The 15817-nt window shown below is 70.2% G+C and carries 14 protein-coding genes and 1 pseudogene; 5 read left to right on the top strand and 10 right to left on the bottom strand.

All coding sequences use genetic code 11. The annotated features are described in order from the left end of the window. Window positions 1-2: 2 nt before the first annotated feature. The 4 genes from H8N03_RS07445 to recA are packed head-to-tail and all read right to left on the bottom strand — an operon-like array spanning window position 3 to window position 5274. A complete protein-coding gene (locus tag H8N03_RS07445) occupies window positions 3-1739 on the bottom strand; it encodes a tetratricopeptide repeat protein (protein WP_187075524.1) in 1737 nt (578 codons plus the stop codon). Further along, complete coding sequence (locus H8N03_RS07440; protein ID WP_187075523.1) at window positions 1736-3700, bottom strand: O-linked N-acetylglucosamine transferase, SPINDLY family protein; 1965 nt, start codon at window positions 3698-3700, stop codon at window positions 1736-1738. The genes H8N03_RS07445 and H8N03_RS07440 overlap by 4 nt, the downstream gene beginning before the upstream one ends. A gap of 40 nt (window positions 3701-3740) precedes the next feature. Then, the gene (recX, locus tag H8N03_RS07435) at window positions 3741-4202 is read right to left on the bottom strand and encodes a recombination regulator RecX (protein ID WP_187075522.1); all 462 of its coding nucleotides are present in this window, start codon (window positions 4200-4202) and stop codon (window positions 3741-3743) included. Window positions 4203-4212: 10 nt separating this feature from the next. Continuing rightward, window positions 4213-5274 carry a recombinase RecA gene (gene recA, locus H8N03_RS07430; protein WP_187075521.1) on the bottom strand — a complete coding sequence of 354 codons (1062 nt, stop codon included), beginning with the start codon at window positions 5272-5274 and terminating at the stop codon, window positions 4213-4215. Window positions 5275-5420: 146 nt separating this feature from the next. Here recA and H8N03_RS07425 point away from each other — a divergent pair, with 146 nt between their 5' ends. Continuing rightward, the gene (locus H8N03_RS07425) at window positions 5421-5897 is read left to right on the top strand and encodes a MarR family winged helix-turn-helix transcriptional regulator (RefSeq protein WP_187075520.1); all 477 of its coding nucleotides are present in this window, start codon (window positions 5421-5423) and stop codon (window positions 5895-5897) included. A gap of 1 nt (window position 5898) precedes the next feature. Here H8N03_RS07425 and H8N03_RS07420 read toward each other — a convergent pair whose 3' ends face one another. Further along, window positions 5899-6366, bottom strand: a complete 468-nt coding sequence (locus tag H8N03_RS07420) for a hypothetical protein (protein ID WP_187075519.1) — start codon at window positions 6364-6366, stop codon at window positions 5899-5901. 195 nt (window positions 6367-6561) lie between these two features. Here H8N03_RS07420 and H8N03_RS07415 point away from each other — a divergent pair, with 195 nt between their 5' ends. Then, on the top strand, window positions 6562-7233 hold the full coding sequence (locus H8N03_RS07415; RefSeq protein WP_187075518.1) for a response regulator: 672 nt from the start codon (window positions 6562-6564) through the stop codon (window positions 7231-7233). A gap of 121 nt (window positions 7234-7354) precedes the next feature. Further along, window positions 7355-8827 carry a sensor histidine kinase gene (locus tag H8N03_RS07410; protein WP_187075517.1) on the top strand — a complete coding sequence of 491 codons (1473 nt, stop codon included), beginning with the start codon at window positions 7355-7357 and terminating at the stop codon, window positions 8825-8827. A gap of 88 nt (window positions 8828-8915) precedes the next feature. Here the strand turns inward: H8N03_RS07410 and H8N03_RS07405 are convergent, their stop codons facing one another. The 4 genes and pseudogenes from H8N03_RS07405 to H8N03_RS07390 form a co-directional block, all read right to left on the bottom strand. Beyond that, window positions 8916-9572 carry a glutathione S-transferase family protein gene (locus tag H8N03_RS07405; protein WP_187075516.1) on the bottom strand — a complete coding sequence of 219 codons (657 nt, stop codon included), beginning with the start codon at window positions 9570-9572 and terminating at the stop codon, window positions 8916-8918. A 23-nt stretch (window positions 9573-9595) separates the two neighbouring features. Beyond that, a complete protein-coding gene (locus H8N03_RS07400; protein ID WP_187075515.1) occupies window positions 9596-10252 on the bottom strand; it encodes an SPOR domain-containing protein in 657 nt (218 codons plus the stop codon). A gap of 5 nt (window positions 10253-10257) precedes the next feature. Then, complete coding sequence (locus tag H8N03_RS07395; protein ID WP_187075514.1) at window positions 10258-11019, bottom strand: biotin--[acetyl-CoA-carboxylase] ligase; 762 nt, start codon at window positions 11017-11019, stop codon at window positions 10258-10260. Window positions 11020-11038: 19 nt separating this feature from the next. Next, window positions 11039-11545: pseudogene (locus H8N03_RS07390) on the bottom strand (SET domain-containing protein); the annotation flags it as partial. Window positions 11546-11666: 121 nt separating this feature from the next. On the opposite strand from H8N03_RS07390, the gene H8N03_RS07385 reads away from it, so the two are divergent. Next, window positions 11667-14618, top strand: a complete 2952-nt coding sequence (locus H8N03_RS07385) for a DNA topoisomerase III (RefSeq protein ID WP_187075512.1) — start codon at window positions 11667-11669, stop codon at window positions 14616-14618. 93 nt (window positions 14619-14711) lie between these two features. Here the strand turns inward: H8N03_RS07385 and H8N03_RS07380 are convergent, their stop codons facing one another. Next, a complete protein-coding gene (locus tag H8N03_RS07380; RefSeq protein ID WP_187075511.1) occupies window positions 14712-15110 on the bottom strand; it encodes a DUF3703 domain-containing protein in 399 nt (132 codons plus the stop codon). 109 nt (window positions 15111-15219) lie between these two features. Here H8N03_RS07380 and H8N03_RS07375 point away from each other — a divergent pair, with 109 nt between their 5' ends. Then, on the top strand, window positions 15220-15786 hold the full coding sequence (locus tag H8N03_RS07375) for a YbhB/YbcL family Raf kinase inhibitor-like protein (RefSeq protein WP_187075510.1): 567 nt from the start codon (window positions 15220-15222) through the stop codon (window positions 15784-15786). The last annotated feature ends 31 nt before the right edge of the window (window positions 15787-15817 follow it).

Raw genomic sequence — 15817 nt, 5'->3', positions numbered from 1 at the left:
GCCTATTGTCGCGGAGCCTGCCAGGACTGCAACTCGCGTTGTACCTGCGCGACGACAGGTCCCCAGTCGCCCAGCGCCCGTTGCCGCAGCAGGCGCATCGAGGGATACCAGGGTGTGTCGCCGCGATCCAGCAGCCAGCGCCAGTCCGGCGCGAAACGCAGCAAATTCCACACGGGGACGCCCAGCGCGCCCGCCAGGTGCGCCACGCTGGTGTCCACGGTGACCAGCAGGTCCAGGCACTGCAGCAGGGCCGCCGTGTCGCCGAAGTCGTGCAGGAGCGGCCCGGCGTCGAACAGGCCCGGCCAGGCCGCCATGGCAGCCCGGTCGTCCTCGCGCACCTCCTGCTGCACGCTCACGAAGCGGCAGGGCAGCGCCGCCAGGCCGGCCAGCTGCGCGAGCGGGACGGAGCGGTGGCGGGGCTTGGCCCCTCCGGACCACACGAGCCCGACGCGCGGTCCGGGGCCTTCGGGCAGCACCGCACGCCAGCGCGCCACGCGCTGGGCATCCACGTGCGGGGTCGGCACCTGGGCCGGAACGGTCCCCGGCGTGGTCCCGAACACCTGCGGCAGGCCCATGAGGGGGCACTGGCAGTCCACGGCGGGCACGGGCGCGCCGAGCGGGATCGTCCGGCAATTGGGTGCGAGCCCCTGCGCCACCGGCAGCAGCGGTGCCTGCAGCACGAGCACCACCTCGCGGGCGCGCCGCGCCACGAGCGGCACGTAGCGCAGGCACAGCAGGGAGTCGCCGAGCCCCTGCTCGCACACGAGCAGGATGGTGCGCCCGGAGAGGTCTTCGCCGCGCCAGCGCGGCCAGCGCTCCCACGGGGCGTCCTTGCCGATCCACGCCTGCCAGCGCCGGTCGAAGCCATTCCAGCCCTCGGTCCAGTCGCCCAGCGTGAGTTGCGCGAAGGCGCGGTTCAACTGCAGCTCCGCATGGTCCGGATGCGCCTGCGCCGCCTCGCGCGTGACGCGCACCACGTCCTGCGGCCGCTCGAGTTCGAGCAGGGCCACGGCCTGGTTCACCACGCCTTGCACGGAGGGGCCGTGCACGGCCTCCATCCGCTGGAAGTCGGCGAGCGCCTCCTCCGCGCGGTCGACCTCCAGCAGCAGGGTGCCCCGGCTTTCCAGGGCACCGGGGTGGTCCGGATGGCGCGCGAGCAGGGCGGCCAGCGTGGCCAGCGCTTCCTCGGTCCGCTGCATCTGGTGCAGGGCGCGCGCGGCGAGCATCCACGGCGTCGGTGACGTCGTCCTGGCCTGGGCCGCGCGGGCGATTTCGAAGGCCTGCTCCGCGCGACCGCCCGCCAGCAGCAGGTCGATGGCTTCCGCGAGCGGCTCCTCGAAATCCGGGCGGCGGTCCAGCGCGGCGCGGTAGCTCGCGAGTGCGTCGTCGTCGCGGCCGAGCATGCGCTGCGCGCGACCGCGCAGGAAGAAGGCATCGGGCAGGAAAGCGTCGCCGGCCTGGCCAAGGGCAATGGCCTGCTCGAGGCTGTCCACGGCCCCCGTGGCGTCGCCCGTCTCCAGCAGGACGAAGCCGAGGTTCAGGCGGGCGACGGCATCCGCGGGTTGCGCGTCCGCAGCCACGCGGTACTGGCGCGCTGCCTCGGCGAAATCCTGGCGCTGCAGCGCGGCGTTGCCCTCGGCGAGGGCGGCGGCCGCCTTCGCGGCGGCGTCCTCGCCGCGCTGCGCCTGGGCCTCCGCTTCGGGACGCCGGCGCAGCCGCGCGAACAGCCCGCCCATCATGCGGCGGCTCCGGCGGCGGCACGCTCGCGCCAGGCGCGCTCCAGCGCGTCCTGGAACGCGGCGACGAAAGCCGGTTCGTCCATCAGCGGCGAACGGCGCAGGCGCTCCCGCAGCGTCCGCCGCAGGTCTGCCAGGGCGGCGACGTCGCGCGCGCGTGCGATCGCCTGCTCCTCGTACGCCGCGATCTCCGGCGCGATCCAGGCGTCCAGGGCCAACGCCTGGAGGATGCTCGCCGCGCTGCGCGACGCGGGCAGCGGCCCGGACACCGCCAGCACCGGCACACCCATCCAGAGCGCGTCGAAAGTGGTGGTGCCGCCGCCGTAGGGGTAGCTGTCCAGCGCGATGTCGATGTCGTCCATCAGCCGGTAATAGCCTTCGAGGTCCGTGCGCGGCGCGAAGCGCACGCGCTCGGCGCTGCCGCCGCCTTCCACGATGGCGCGCAGCAGCGCATCGCGCTTCTTCTCCGACGCGATGCCGGCCACCACCAGCCGCGCGTCCGGCAGCGCCTGCAGGATGCGGCCCCAGCGCCGCGCCATGGGTTCCGTGAGCTTCACGACGTTGTTCAGCGAACCGAAGGTGACGAAGCCGTTGCGCTCGCACGGCGCGGCCGGTGCGAGCGGCACTTCCAGGAAGGGGCGGAAGCACCACTGGCTGTGCGGCAGGTACAGCAGGCGCTCGGTGTGCATCGCCTGCGATACCGCGGGCGGGTCGCAGCGCGCGTCGGTGAGGCGGAAGTCCATGCGCGTGAGGCCGGTGGTGTTCAGGTAGCCGATCCAGGCCACCTGCACCGGCGCCGGCTTCGTCGCGAACACCGCCAGCCGCACCTGGCTCGTGTGCCCATCGAGGTCCACGAGGATGTCGATGCCGTCGGCGACCATGCGCTGCTCCAGCCGGTCGTCCTTCCAGCCGGCGGCGTCCACCCAGTGGCCGCTGAGCGACTGCAGGCGCTGGGTGATCGCGTCCTTCTGCGCATTGCTGGCATAGCAGGTGACCTCGTAGCGGCGGCGGTCCAGCCGCTCCAGCACCGGCAGCAGGAACAGGGCGACGGGGTGCGTGCGCATCTCGCCGGACACGAAGCCGAGCCGCAGGCGCTGCCTGGCCGCGTCGGGGGTTCCGTGCGTGCGCGCCTTCACCACCGACTCGAGCTGCGCGCCGAGCTGGCGATGGCGTTCCCAGACTTCCTCCACCGACACGCCTTCGACGAGGTTGAGGAGGAACAGCTCCTTGGAGCGCAGGTCGAAACGCGCGGGCGCCAGCGCGATCGCGCGCTGCAGCTGCGCGAGCGCTTCGGCGGCAAAGCCCTGCGTGACGAGGGCGGCGCTGTGCGCGGAGAGATAGTCGGCGTTGTCCGGATCGAGCGCCGCCGCTCGGGCAGCGGCCGCTTCGCATTCGTCCATGCGGCCCAGACGCCGCAGCAGGCTCGCCTGGTTGAACAGGGCGCCGGCGTAGTCCGGTTGCAGGCGCAGGGCCTGCGCGATGGCGTCGGCTGCGCCTTGCAGGTTGCCCAGGGCATCCAGCACGTTGGACAGCAGCACCCACGCCTGGTGGAAGTCGCCCTTGCCGGCGATCGCCCGGCGCAGCAGGGTTTCGGCTTCGCGCAGCCGGCCCTGGGTGAATTCGAGCTTGCCGAGGTTGTAGGCGCCGAAGGGATGGCCCGGCTCCAGCGCCAGCACCTGGACGTAGCGGGCACGGGCCGCCTCGGCGTCGCCGAGCGCCTCGAGTGCGATGCCGAGATTGAGGTGCGCGGAAGGCAGGGCCGGTGCCAGCGCGACGGCCCGCTCGTACAGGCCGCGCGCCTGCGCGAGCTGGCCGGCGTCTTCCGCGGCGTTGCCCTGGGCGATCAGCGCCTGCGCTTCGACGTGCGCTCCTGCCGCCGCCGGCGCGGGTGCCTGCGCGGGTGCCGGCGTGGGTGCCGGTGCCGGGGCGCTGCCCTGGATGGACTTCAGCAGGTTCTTGAACATGGGGTCGCTGCGATGCGTCCCCCGCATTGTGCGTGCCGCCTCAGCCGCCGCCTTCGTCCGCCTCGTCCCAGGCAAGCACGCGCCGCACCGCTTCGGCGGAAAAACCACGGCCGATGAGGAAGCGGGCCTGCTTCGCGCGCTGCTGCGCGTCGGCCGGCGGCGCGTCGAACTTGCGGCGCCACACTTCGCGCGCCCGCGCCACCTCGGTGCCCCGCAAGGCCGCCACGGCATCGGCGACGCGGTCGGCGGCGATGCCCTTGGCCTGCAGCTCCTGCCGGATGCGGGCCGCACCCAGCCGCGACGCCCGCCGGTGCAACAGCGAATCGACGACGCGCTGTTCGTCGATGAAACCGCGCGCCTGCAGTTCGTCGAGCGCCGCCTTCACCTGCCCCGGCTCGGTTTCGTGCTGCGCGAGCTTGCGCTCCAGCTCCTGGCGGGAATGCTCGCGGGCCGCGAGCAGCTTCAGCGCACGGCCCTTGAGCGAGAGTTGCCCGAAGGCCATGGGCCCGCGCTTACTCCTGTTCGGCGACGGCGTCCGGCAGCAGGGAGATGCCGATGGCCTCGCGGATCTTGTTCTCGATCTCGTGCGCGAGGTCGCGGTTCTCGCGCAGGAACTCGCGCGCGTTGTCGCGGCCCTGGCCGATCTTCTCGCCGTTGTAGGCGTACCAGGCGCCGGACTTCTCCAGGATGGAGTGCTGCACGCCCATGTCGACGATCTCGCCTTCGCGGCTGATGCCCTCGCCGAACAGGATGTCGAACTCCGCGGTCTTGAACGGGGGCGAGACCTTGTTCTTGACGACCTTGACCTTGGTCTCGTTGCCGATGGCCTCCTCGCCCTTCTTGATCGTGCCGGTGCGGCGGATGTCCAGGCGGACGGAGGCGTAGAACTTCAGCGCGTTGCCGCCGGTGGTGGTCTCGGGGCTGCCGAACATCACGCCGATCTTCATGCGGATCTGGTTGATGAAGATGACCATGCAGTTGGTCTTCTTGATCGTGGCGGTCAGCTTGCGCAGCGCCTGCGACATCAGGCGGGCCTGGAGGCCGGGCAGCGAGTCGCCCATCTCGCCTTCGATTTCCGCCTTGGGCACCAGGGCCGCCACCGAGTCGACGATGATCAGGTCGACCGCGCCGGACCGCACCAGCGAGTCGACGATCTCGAGCGCCTGCTCGCCGGTGTCGGGCTGGGAGATCAGCAGGTCGGAGACGTTGACGCCCAGCTTCTGCGCGTACTGGATGTCCAGCGCGTGTTCGGCGTCGACGAAGGCGCACTGGCCGCCCTGCTTCTGCATCTCGGCCACGACCTGGAGGGTCAGCGTGGTCTTGCCCGAGGATTCCGGGCCGTAGATCTCGACCACACGGCCGCGCGGCAGGCCGCCGACGCCCAGGGCGATGTCCAGGCCCAGGGAGCCGGTGGAGACCACCTGGATGTCCTCGATCACCTCGCCTTCGCCCAGGCGCATGATCGTTCCCTTGCCGAACTGCTTCTCGATCTGCGCCAGCGCGGCCTGCAGGGCCTTGGCCTTCTCGCTGTCGCCAGCCGCCGCGATCTTCGTGCCCTTGACTTGAGCGTCCATGACTTGTTTCTCCTTGGCCATCAATCACTTACCTGTTGGGGCACCCACTGGTTCGACGAACAGGCTGGATGCATGCCCAGTAATGTAACGAACGAGGCTGCCGGCGGACAACGTGTTTTTTGGTCAGTTTGCCTTACGATTGGTGAATGACGACACTGGACGAAGGCTGGCGGCTCACCCACCTGGGCCGCCTGCTCGGGCACGCGCTGCGGCGCTTCGACGAGCGCGTGCTGTACCTGATGGCGCACAACATCGACGTGCCGCTGGCCCTGTCCAACCTCGCGGCCCGGGCGCAGATCAGCGCCGCGCACATCCACATCACCCGCCACCTGGACCTGGACGGCACGCGCCTCACCGACCTCGCGCAGAAAGCCGGCATGAGCAAGCAGGCCATGGGCGACCTCGTCGACCAGTGCGAGGCCTGGGACCTGGTCACGCGCGAACCGGATGCGCGCGACGCCCGCGCGCGCATGGTGCGCTTCACGCCCACGGGGCTGCTGTGGCTGGCGGCGTTCAAGGACGCCGTCGCGCAGGCGGAAAAGGAGTTCCGCGCCGAGGTCGGCGCGGACGTCGCGACGGTGGTGAAGATCGGCCTGGAGGCCTACGCGGGCGGCCTGCCCTGAGTCAGGCAGGCTGCTTCGCCGCCGCGGCCGCGGGCACGGGGACGCGGTCGATCCAGAACCCGCGCACGCGCCACACGCCGCCTTCGCGCACCAGCTGCATGCGGATGCGCGCATCCGCCTTCTCGAAACGCGCGGGCGCTTCGTAGTGGCCCACGATGCCCTGGCCGTGCGCCGCGTCGCCGAAAGCCACCCCGGCGGTGCCGCGGAGTTCGCCGAGCTGGCGCAGGGGACCGAGCTGCTGCCGCAGGAAGGGCAGCAGCTCCTTCACGGTCGCCCGCGTCTTCGGGTCCTCGCGCACGGCGGCACTGGCGAGGAACTCGAAATCGTCGTAGCGCCACTCGGTGAACAGCAGCTTCATGTGCCGCTCGGCCGCCGGGCTCGCCTGCCGGTCGAGCCACAGGGCGCCGCCGACGAACACGCCGGCCGCCACCAGCGCGGCCAGCAACAGTCCTCCCAATGCGCGCAGCATGGTCCCCTCCTGTGCTGCGGGCAGTATCCGGGGCGGGCGTGCGCCGGGAAACGCCGACCGGCGCCGTCTGATCTACGTCAGTCGGACGCGAGAACGGTGGGGTTCGCTTCGCTCACCTTCCGCCGCTGGCGCGGCGCCACCCTACAATTTCCGCCACAGCGCCCGCAGAGGCGCAACCCCCGACAGGAGACGAGCATGCGCATCCTCATCGCGGAAGACGACCAGGTGCTGGCCGACGGGCTGCTGCGCAGCCTGCGGGCATCGGGTGCGGCCGTGGACCACGTCGCGAGCGGCACCGAGGCGGACGCCGCGCTCATGACGAACAACGAGTTCGACCTCCTGATCCTGGACCTCGGCCTGCCGAAGATGCACGGCCTGGAGGTGCTGCGCAAGCTGCGCGCCCGCGGCTCCAGCATGCCGGTGCTGATCCTCACCGCTGCCGACGCGGTGGAAGAACGCGTGAAGGGCCTCGACCTGGGCGCGGACGACTACATGGCCAAGCCTTTCGCGCTCACCGAGCTCGAGGCGCGCGTGCGTGCGCTCACGCGGCGCGGCATGGGCGGCGCCACCAGCACGATCAAGCACGGCCCGCTGGTGTACGACCAGGCCGGCCGCGTCGCCACCATCGACGGCAAGATGGTGGAACTCTCCGCCCGCGAGCTGGGGCTGCTGGAGGTGCTGCTGCAGCGCGCCGGCCGCCTCGTGAGCAAGGACCAGCTCGTGGAGCGCCTGTGCGAATGGGGCGAGGAGGTGAGCAACAACGCCATCGAGGTGTACATCCACCGCCTGCGCAAGAAGATCGAGAAGGGACCGATCCGCATTGCGACGGTGCGGGGGCTCGGGTACTGTCTGGAGAAGATCCCGTAGCGCTTGGCGCATCGCTGGGGTCGGCTGCGCCGAACCCAGCCTACGAACGCGGGGTTGCGCACAGCGCACGTAGGCTGGGTTGCGCGAAGCGCACCCCAGCAACACCGATCCGCAGTCCCTGATGAAGATCTTCCAGCGCGAGCAACGATCCCTCTTCGGCGAAATCCTCGACTGGATGCTCACGCCCCTGCTGCTGCTGTGGCCGGTGAGCCTGGCGCTCACCTGGCTCGTGGCGCAGAGCATCGCGGGCAAGCCCTTCGACCGCGCGCTCGAATACAACGTGCAGGCGCTCGCGCAGCTCGTGAGCGTGCACACGCAGCGCGCCAGCTTCAACCTGCCGCAGCCCGCGCGCGAGATCCTGCGCGCGGACGACTCCGACCAGGTCTACTACCAGGTGCTGGGCCCGCAGGGCGAGCTGCTCTCGGGCGAGCGCGACTTCCCGCCGCCGCCCGACGACGAGCGCCCCGTGCCCGGCGAGACCCGCCTGCGCGATGGCGAATTCCGCAACCTCGACGTGCGCATCGCCTACACGTGGGTGCAGGTGCCCGGCGCCACGCCCGCACTGGTGCAGGTGGCCGAGACGCGCGAGAAACGTTCCGTGCTCGCCACCGAGATCATCAAGGGCGTGATGCTGCCGCAGCTGGTGATCCTGCCGCTCGCGGTGCTGCTCGTGTGGCTGGCCCTCGTGCGTGGCATCAAGCCGCTGTCGGAGCTGGAAGAGCGCATCCGGCAGCGCAAGCCGGACGACCTGAGCCCCCTCGACGAGAAGGTGGTGCCGCTCGAGGTGGCGCCGCTCGTGTCTTCCGTGAACGACCTGCTCACGCGCCTGAAGGGCTCCATCGCGACACAGAAGCGCTTCCTCGCCGACGCGGCGCACCAGCTCAAGACGCCGCTCGCGGGGCTGCGCATGCAGGCGGACCTCGCGCAGCGCGAGCAGGTGGACGCGGAGCAGCTGAAGCAGTCGCTCAAGCAGATCGGCCGCTCCAGCATGCGCGCGACGCACACGGTGAACCAGCTGCTGTCGCTGGCTCGGGCCGAGAGCAGCGGCAAGGCGCTCGTGCGGCAGCCTTGCGACCTCGCGGCGCTCGCCATCGAGGCGGTGCAGGACACGGTGCCGCGTGCCATGGACCGGCACATCGACCTCGGCTACGACGGCGCGCAGCCCGGCGCGCCCGGCGTGGTGCTGCAAGGCAACCCCACGCTGCTGAAGGAGCTGGTGCGCAACCTCCTGGACAACGCCGTCAACTACACGCCGTCGAGCGCGCAGCAGCCCGGCGTGGTCACCGTGCGCGTGCTCGCCGATCCCTTCGGCCGCGTGCTGGTGCTGCAGGTGGAGGACACGGGGCCGGGCATCCCGGAAGCGGAGCGCGAGCTGGTGTTCCAGCCGTTCTATCGGGCACTCGGCACCAACGTGGACGGGTCGGGCCTGGGGCTGCCGATCGTCCTGGAGATCGCGCGGCAGCACCAGGCGAGCATCGCGATCGAGGAGGCGCGTTCGGGGCAGGTGCCGCCGGGGACGAGGGTGTCGGTGCGGTTCGATGCGGCGGCGGCGGAAAGCACGGAAGTCGAAGAGTTGTCATTGCGGGCTGGGTGAGCCTGCCCCGGACTTGATCCGGGGCAATCCATGGCGCCTTCGAGGCCTCATGGATCCCGAGTCAAGCCCGGGATGACAAGGGGGCGCTTCAGGCCTTGAACAGGTTCAACTGCAGCCGCTCCCGCTCGACCGCCTTCGCCACGCCCGGCTGCTGCGCCACCTTCTGCACGTGCGCCCACAGCGCCGGAAACGACGCGGGGTCGATCTTCGCGAAGCCGCCCCAGCGCAGGAGCGTGAGCGAGTAGACGTCCAGCGGGCCCAGCTTGTCGCCGCCCAGCCAGGGCTTGCCGGCGTCCGCCGCCTTCTTCGCCATCGCCTCGATCTCGCCCAGCAGCCCGGCGTACACCTTGGCGTTGAAGGACTTCAGTTCCTCCTGCGCCTCCGGCGTGCCCGCGAACTTGAAGGGCATGAACACGTGCGTGAAGGTCGGGTGCACGGTGTTGTTCATCCAGGCGAGCGTCTCCAGCACCTTCGCGCGGGCCAGCGGGTCCTTCGGCAGGTACTGCTGCTCGGGAAACTTCGCGTCCAGGTACGTGACGATCGCCACGATCTGCGTGATGGTCTGGTCGCCGTCCACCAGCACCGGCACCTGGCCGCGCGGGTTCACGGCGCGGAAGGCGGGCTCGTTCTGCTCGCCCTTGTGCAGCTTGACCATCACGGGTTCGTAGTCGGCGCCCGCCGTCTCCAGCAGGCTGTGCGGCACGAAGGAACAGGCACCGGGCGCGAAATAGAGCTTCATGGCCATGGGGGACTCCTCGGGGGAAGGGATCAGCGGCAGGGCCGCAGGGGTTTGCCCGCGAGCGCGAACTTCAGTTCGTCGAGGCGCGGGCGCAGGTTGTCGTCGACGGCGGGCAGCTGCAGGCGCTGGCCCTTCTGCTCGGGCCGTTCCTGGACGACCCGCGCGGTGCGCACGCCTTTTTCGGCGAGCGCCGCGAGCTGGCCGCTGGCCGCCGCTTCGCTGGGGAAGGAGCCGAGCGACAGCCCGGGCTCCAGCTCCGGGTTCGTCGGCGGCTCGAAGGTGATGCCCAGCTGCCGCAGCTCCGCGCGCTTGCGCGCGACCTGCTCCACGCCGGGGTACTTGCCCATGTAGATGATCCAGCGCGCCGGCTCGGTCACGGCGTCGAGGGTCCATGAGCCGGCGGGCCAGGTGTCCAGCACCGTGCGCAACTGCGGGACCTGGGTCGCATCCAGCGCCGCGGTCTGCAGGCACTCCGGCGGCCGCGGGGCCTGCGCGGCGACCGTCTCGGCCTGCCGCAGGTCCGAGGCGGACAGCACGCGGACCGTCTCGGGCCGCACCTGCTGCGCGACCCTCTGCGGCTCGGACTGGCGCGTGGGGCCGAGCCCCCATGCCAGCAGCAGGCCTTGCGACCAGGCGAAGAAGGCGGCGTTGGCGAGCAGCAGGACGAGGACGAGCAGGCGCAGCATGCGGTTCAGCGGGAGGCCGGGCGCACGCTGACTTCCGAACTGCCGACGGCGCGCAGGCCGGCCGCAGTATGCACCAGCAGGCTGCCGTCCTCGCCCACGCCATGGGCAGTGCCCGCGGTGCCGTCGCTGAGGGTCACCTCGCGGTCCCGCAAGGCGTCGCGGGCATCGAACCGGGCGTGGAAAGGGGCGAAGCCGGCCTGCGCGAAGCCCAGCACGTCCCGCACCAGCGCGGGCACGACCTGCTCCAGCACGCTGCCGGCGTCGGCGCGAGGCAACAGTTCGCGGACGGCCGCCGGCGGGGTGGACAGGCCTTCGGCCGCGCGCGGGGCGATGTTGATGCCGACGCCGATCACGGCCTGGCGCGTCCCGCCCGCTTCCCCGAAGCTCGCCGTCTCGATCAGGATGCCGCCCAGCTTGCGGTCGGCGACCCACAGGTCATTGGGCCACTTCAGCCGCACGGACGGATGCAGGCTTTCCGCCAGGCTCGCCCCCACGGCCAGCGAGAGGCCGGACCAATCCACCGGCGCGAGCGGCAGGCCCAGCGAGAAGGTCAGCGAATCGCCCGGCGCGCTCTGCCAGCTGCGCCCCAGGCGGCCGCGGCCGGCGGTCTGCCGTTCCGCCACCAGCAGCACGGGGTCGGGCTGGCCGGCACGCGCCCGGCGCATCAGCTCGCTGTTGCTGGAGTCGACCTCGGGCAGGATCTCCACGGTGAAGCCCGGCAGCAGCGGCTCCACCGCTTCCCACAGGGCTTCCGCCGGCCAGCGCATCGCGAACCGCTCAGCGGCGCCGCTTGGGCGCCAGGAGGGTGCCGCGGCAGTTCTTGCTGCCGCACCAGCAGGGATACTCGGCCTTCAGCTTCTTCGTGTACGGTTCGTCGATGATCAGGCCGTAGTCGTAGTTCAGTTCCTCACCCGCCTTGATGTTGCGCAGGCTCTTGATGAACACCCGGCCTTCCTCCTCGTCCGCCTCGCAGTTCGGGTCGCACGAGTGGTTGATCCAGCGGGCGGCGTTGCCGCCGACCGCGGCGTCGATCACCCGGTTCTCGTCCACGTGGAAGTAGAACGTGTGGTTGGGGTCATCGGGGTTCCAGGGGTGGCGGCGCTGCGCCTCCTTCCACGTGATGATCTCGCCCACATATTCGATCAGCGTCTCGCCCTCGGGGATGTCCTGCAGCGCGAACACGCCCTTGCCATGGACGCCCGACTTGCGGACCTGGATGCGGCGGTTGGTCTTGGGAACGGGGGCTTTCTTGCTGGCAGCGGCCTGGGGTTTGGCCGGGGACTTGGCGGGCATGAAATGAAATCGTGTTAATTTGGATTCGTACACGTGCGCGCATGCGCGTGCGCGTACGCGCGCGAGGAAAGCGCAGATTGTAAGAACCTCCAGGAGGGGCGCCGAGAGCGCCAGTGGATCCGTGAGCAAAACATTGGTCATTGCCGAGAAGCCGTCCGTGGCCCAGGACATCGTCCGGGCCCTGACGCCCGTGGCCGGCAAGTTCGACAAGCACGACGAGTACTTCGAGAACGACACGTACGTCGTCACCAGCGCGGTGGGCCACCTCGTGGAGATCCACGCGCCCGAGCAGTACGACGTGAAGCGCGGCAAGTGGAGCTTCGCCCACCTGCCCGTGATTCCCCCGTTCTTCGACCTGAAGCCGGTCGACAAGACCAAGACGCGCCTGAACGCGGTGGTCAAGCTCGCCAAGCGCAAGGACGTCACGGACATCGTGAACGCCTGCGACGCGGGGCGCGAGGGCGAACTCATCTTCCGGCTCATCGAGCAGTACGCCGGCGGCGCCAAGCCGCTGGGCAAGCCGGTGCGGCGCCTGTGGCTGCAGTCCATGACGCCGCAGGCCATCCGCGAAGGCTTCGAGAAGTTGCGGACCGACAAGCAGATGGAAGGCCTGGCCCACGCCGCGCGCTCCCGCTCGGAGGCCGACTGGCTGGTGGGCATCAACGGCACGCGGGCGATGACCGCGTTCAATTCGCGCGACGGCGGCTTCTTCCTCACCACGGTGGGCCGGGTGCAGACGCCCACGCTCGCGATCGTCGTCGAGCGCGAGGAGCAGATCCGCAAGTTCGTCAGCCGCGACTACTGGGAGATCCACGGCACCTTCCAGGCCGAGGCGGGCACCTATCCGGGCAAGTGGTTCGACCCCAGGTGGAAGAAGGACCCGGAGGACGCCGAGAAGCGGGCCGACCGGCTCTGGAACGAACGCGACGCGCGCGCCATCGCCGACGCGGTGCGCGGCAAGCGCGGCACGGTCACCGAGGAGTCGAAGCCGACCACGCAGGCCTCGCCGGGACTGTTCGACCTCACCTCGCTGCAGCGCGAGGCCAACGGCCGCTTCGGCTATTCGGCCAAGACCACGCTGGCGCTCGCGCAGTCTCTGTACGAGCGGCACAAGGCGCTGACCTATCCGCGTACCGATTCGCGCCACCTGCCTTCCGACTACGTGAAGGTGGTGCACCAGACGATGGGCATGCTGGCCGACAGCGGCATGGGCCACCTCGCGCCCTTCGCGAAGGAGGCGATGGCGAAGGATTACGTCAAGCCGATCAAGCGCGTGTTCGACGACAGCAAGGTCTCGGACCACTTCGCCATCATCCCGACGCTGCAGGCGCCCAGCGGCCTGTCGGACGCGGAGCAGAAGGTCTACGACCTGGTGGTGCGCCGCTTCCTCGCGGTGTTCTTCCCGAGCGCCGAATACCAGGTCACCACCCGCATCACCGAGGTGGAAGGGCACCACTTCCGCACCGACGGCAAGGTGCTGGTCAAGCCGGGCTGGCTGGCGATCTACGGCAAGGAAGCCGTCGACGTCGACGAGGTGAGCGGCAAGGAAGGCGAGAAGGGCCAGAACCTCGTGCCGGTGAAGCCGAACGAGAAGGTGCTGACCGAGACCGCGGACGCGAAAGGCCTCAAGACCCGCCCGCCTGCGCGCTACAGCGAAGCCACGCTGCTGGGCGCCATGGAAGGCGCGGGCAAGTTCGTGGAAGACGACGAACTGCGCGAGGCGATGGCGGAGAAGGGCCTGGGCACGCCGGCGACGCGCGCGGCCATCATCGAAGGCCTGATCAACGAGAAGTACATGCTGCGCGAAGGCCGCGAGCTCATTCCCACGGCCAAGGCCTTCCAGCTGATGACGCTGCTGCGCGGCCTGGGAGTGGAGGAACTGAGCAAGCCCGAGCTGACCGGCGAGTGGGAATACAAGCTGGCCCAGATGGAGCACGGCAAGCTCTCGCGCGAGCAGTTCATGCACGAGATCGCCGACATGACGAAGCGCATCGTCATGAAGGCCAAGGAGTACGACCGCGACACGGTGCCGGGCGACTACGCGACGCTGAAGACGCCCTGCCCCAATTGCGGCGGCGTCGTGCAGGAGACCTACCGCCGCTACAACTGCGTCGGCAAGGCCGGCCAGCAGCCTTGCGGCTTCTCCTTCACCAAGATCCCCGCGGGCCGGCCGTTCGAGCTCGACGAGGTCGAAGCCTTCCTGCGCGACAAGCGCATCGGGCCGCTGCAGGGCTTCCGCTCCAAGGCGGGTTGGCCCTTCACCGCCGAACTGGCGCTGGCCTACGACGAGGAAGAGAAGAACTGGAAGCTGGAGTTCGACTTCGGCGAGAGCAAGGATCCGGCGGAGACGGGCGAGATCGTCGACCTCTCCGCGCAGGAGCCGCTGGGCCCCTGCCCGAAGTGCGGCCACAAGGTCTTCGAGTGGGGCAGCAACTACATCTGCGAGCGCGCGGTGCCCACCGAGGCGCACCCCACGCCGACCTGCGACTTCAAGAGCGGCAAGATCATCCTGCAGCAGCCCGTGGAGCGCGAGCAGATGGCCAAGCTGCTGGCCACGGGCAAGACCGACCTGCTGGACAAGTTCATCTCGATGCGCACGCGGCGGTCGTTCAAGGCCTTCCTGGTGTGGGACGCCGAGGCGAACAAGGTGAACTTCCAGTTCGAGGAGCGCAAGTCGAAGTTCCCGCCGCGCAAGACGCCGGCCGCGAAGGAGCCCGCGACGCCGTACAAGGCCACGGCCAAGGCGGCGAAGGCGGTCGCGGGCAAGTCAGCGGCGAAGAAGGCCGCGCCCGCGAAGAAGGCGGCGCCGGCCAAGAAGGCTGCGGCGAAGAAGGCGCCCGTGGGCAACCTGAAGCCGAGCCCGGAACTCGCGGCGGTGATCGGCGACGGCCTGGTCGCGCGCACCGAGGTGATCAAGAAGATCTGGGACTACATCAAGGCCCAGGGGCTGCAGGACAAGAAGGACAAGCGGGCGATCAACGCCGACGACAAGCTGCGGCCGGTGTTCGGCAAGAACCAGGTGACGATGTTCGAGCTGGCGGGGATCGTGGGGAAGCACCTGTCGGCGGAGTGAGGCCGGGCGTTGCTGGGGTGCGCTTCGCGCAACCCAGCCTACGGAGGGAACGCGACCGGGGCCGTAGGCTGGGTTGCGCGAAGCGCACCCCAGCTACCCCAGCCGCGACATCGCCGGAATCCGCACCGCCAGGATCGCCCAGTCGATCAGCCGCTGCACCGGCTCCGGCGGCTCCATCACCTTCGTCACCCCGACGGTCGCGCGCCCGATGTTCCCCCGCGGGATCTTGCCCAGCACGTGCCCCAGCGGCAGCAGCGCGATGCGCAGCAGCTGCCCCAGCACCTCGCCCCAGTCGCGCGTCTCGCGCGCCAGGCCCAGCATGCGGCGGTGGCTGTCGAAGTGCAGCGCCACCTGGTGCTGGCCCACGACGTGCGCCGCCATCAGCCAGACCCACCGCTCCTCGAGGCTGAGGGGCGTGGGGCTCACCGAAGCGAAGCCGCGCACGAGGCGCTCGTAGACCAGCGGCCGCTCGGCCGCGCGCAGGGTATGCATGCCAGGAACTTGTAACAAGCGTCCTTGCATTTTGTCAAACTTTGATGCGAATTCGCCGCCGCCCGGCGGCTGGGCTAGCATGCGCCGGTCCCTGTCGACAGGAGCTTCCATGACCCGTTCCCTGCTGGCCGCCGCCCTGGTGCTGGCGACCGGCGGCGCCGTCCACGCCGCCGGCTTCACGCTGGAAAGTCCGGACATCAAGCCCCGGGCGATGATGGACAAGCGCTTCGAAGCGAATGTCTTCGGCTGCTCGGGCGAGAACAAGTCGCCGGCGCTCAAGTGGAGCGGCGCGCCCAAGGACACGAAGAGCTACGCGGTGACCGTGTACGACCCGGACGCGCCCACCGGCTCCGGCTGGTGGCACTGGTCGGTCATCAACATCCCGGCGAACGTCACCGAGCTCAAGCCCGACGCAGGCAACGCGAGCAACGCCAACCTGCCGGCGGGCGCACGCCAGGTGCGCATCGACTACGGCACCGCCGCGTGGGGCGGCACCTGCCCGCCGGAAGGCGACAAGCCGCACCGCTACGTCTTCACCGTCTACGCCTTGAAGACGGACAAGCTGGACATCCCCGCCGACGCCACCGCGGCGCTGGCCGGCTTCATGATCAACGCCAACGCGATCGGCAAGGCGAGCTTCACGGCGAAGTACGGGCGGCCGAAGGCGAAACGGTAACGCCGGGCCGGCGCCCCCGGCCGCCAGGGCC

It is taken from the genome of Ramlibacter cellulosilyticus (genome assembly GCF_014297465.1).
Classification (GTDB): Bacteria; Pseudomonadota; Gammaproteobacteria; order Burkholderiales; family Burkholderiaceae_C; genus Ramlibacter; species Ramlibacter cellulosilyticus.
This window is presented reverse-complemented; position numbering and strand designations above follow the sequence as displayed.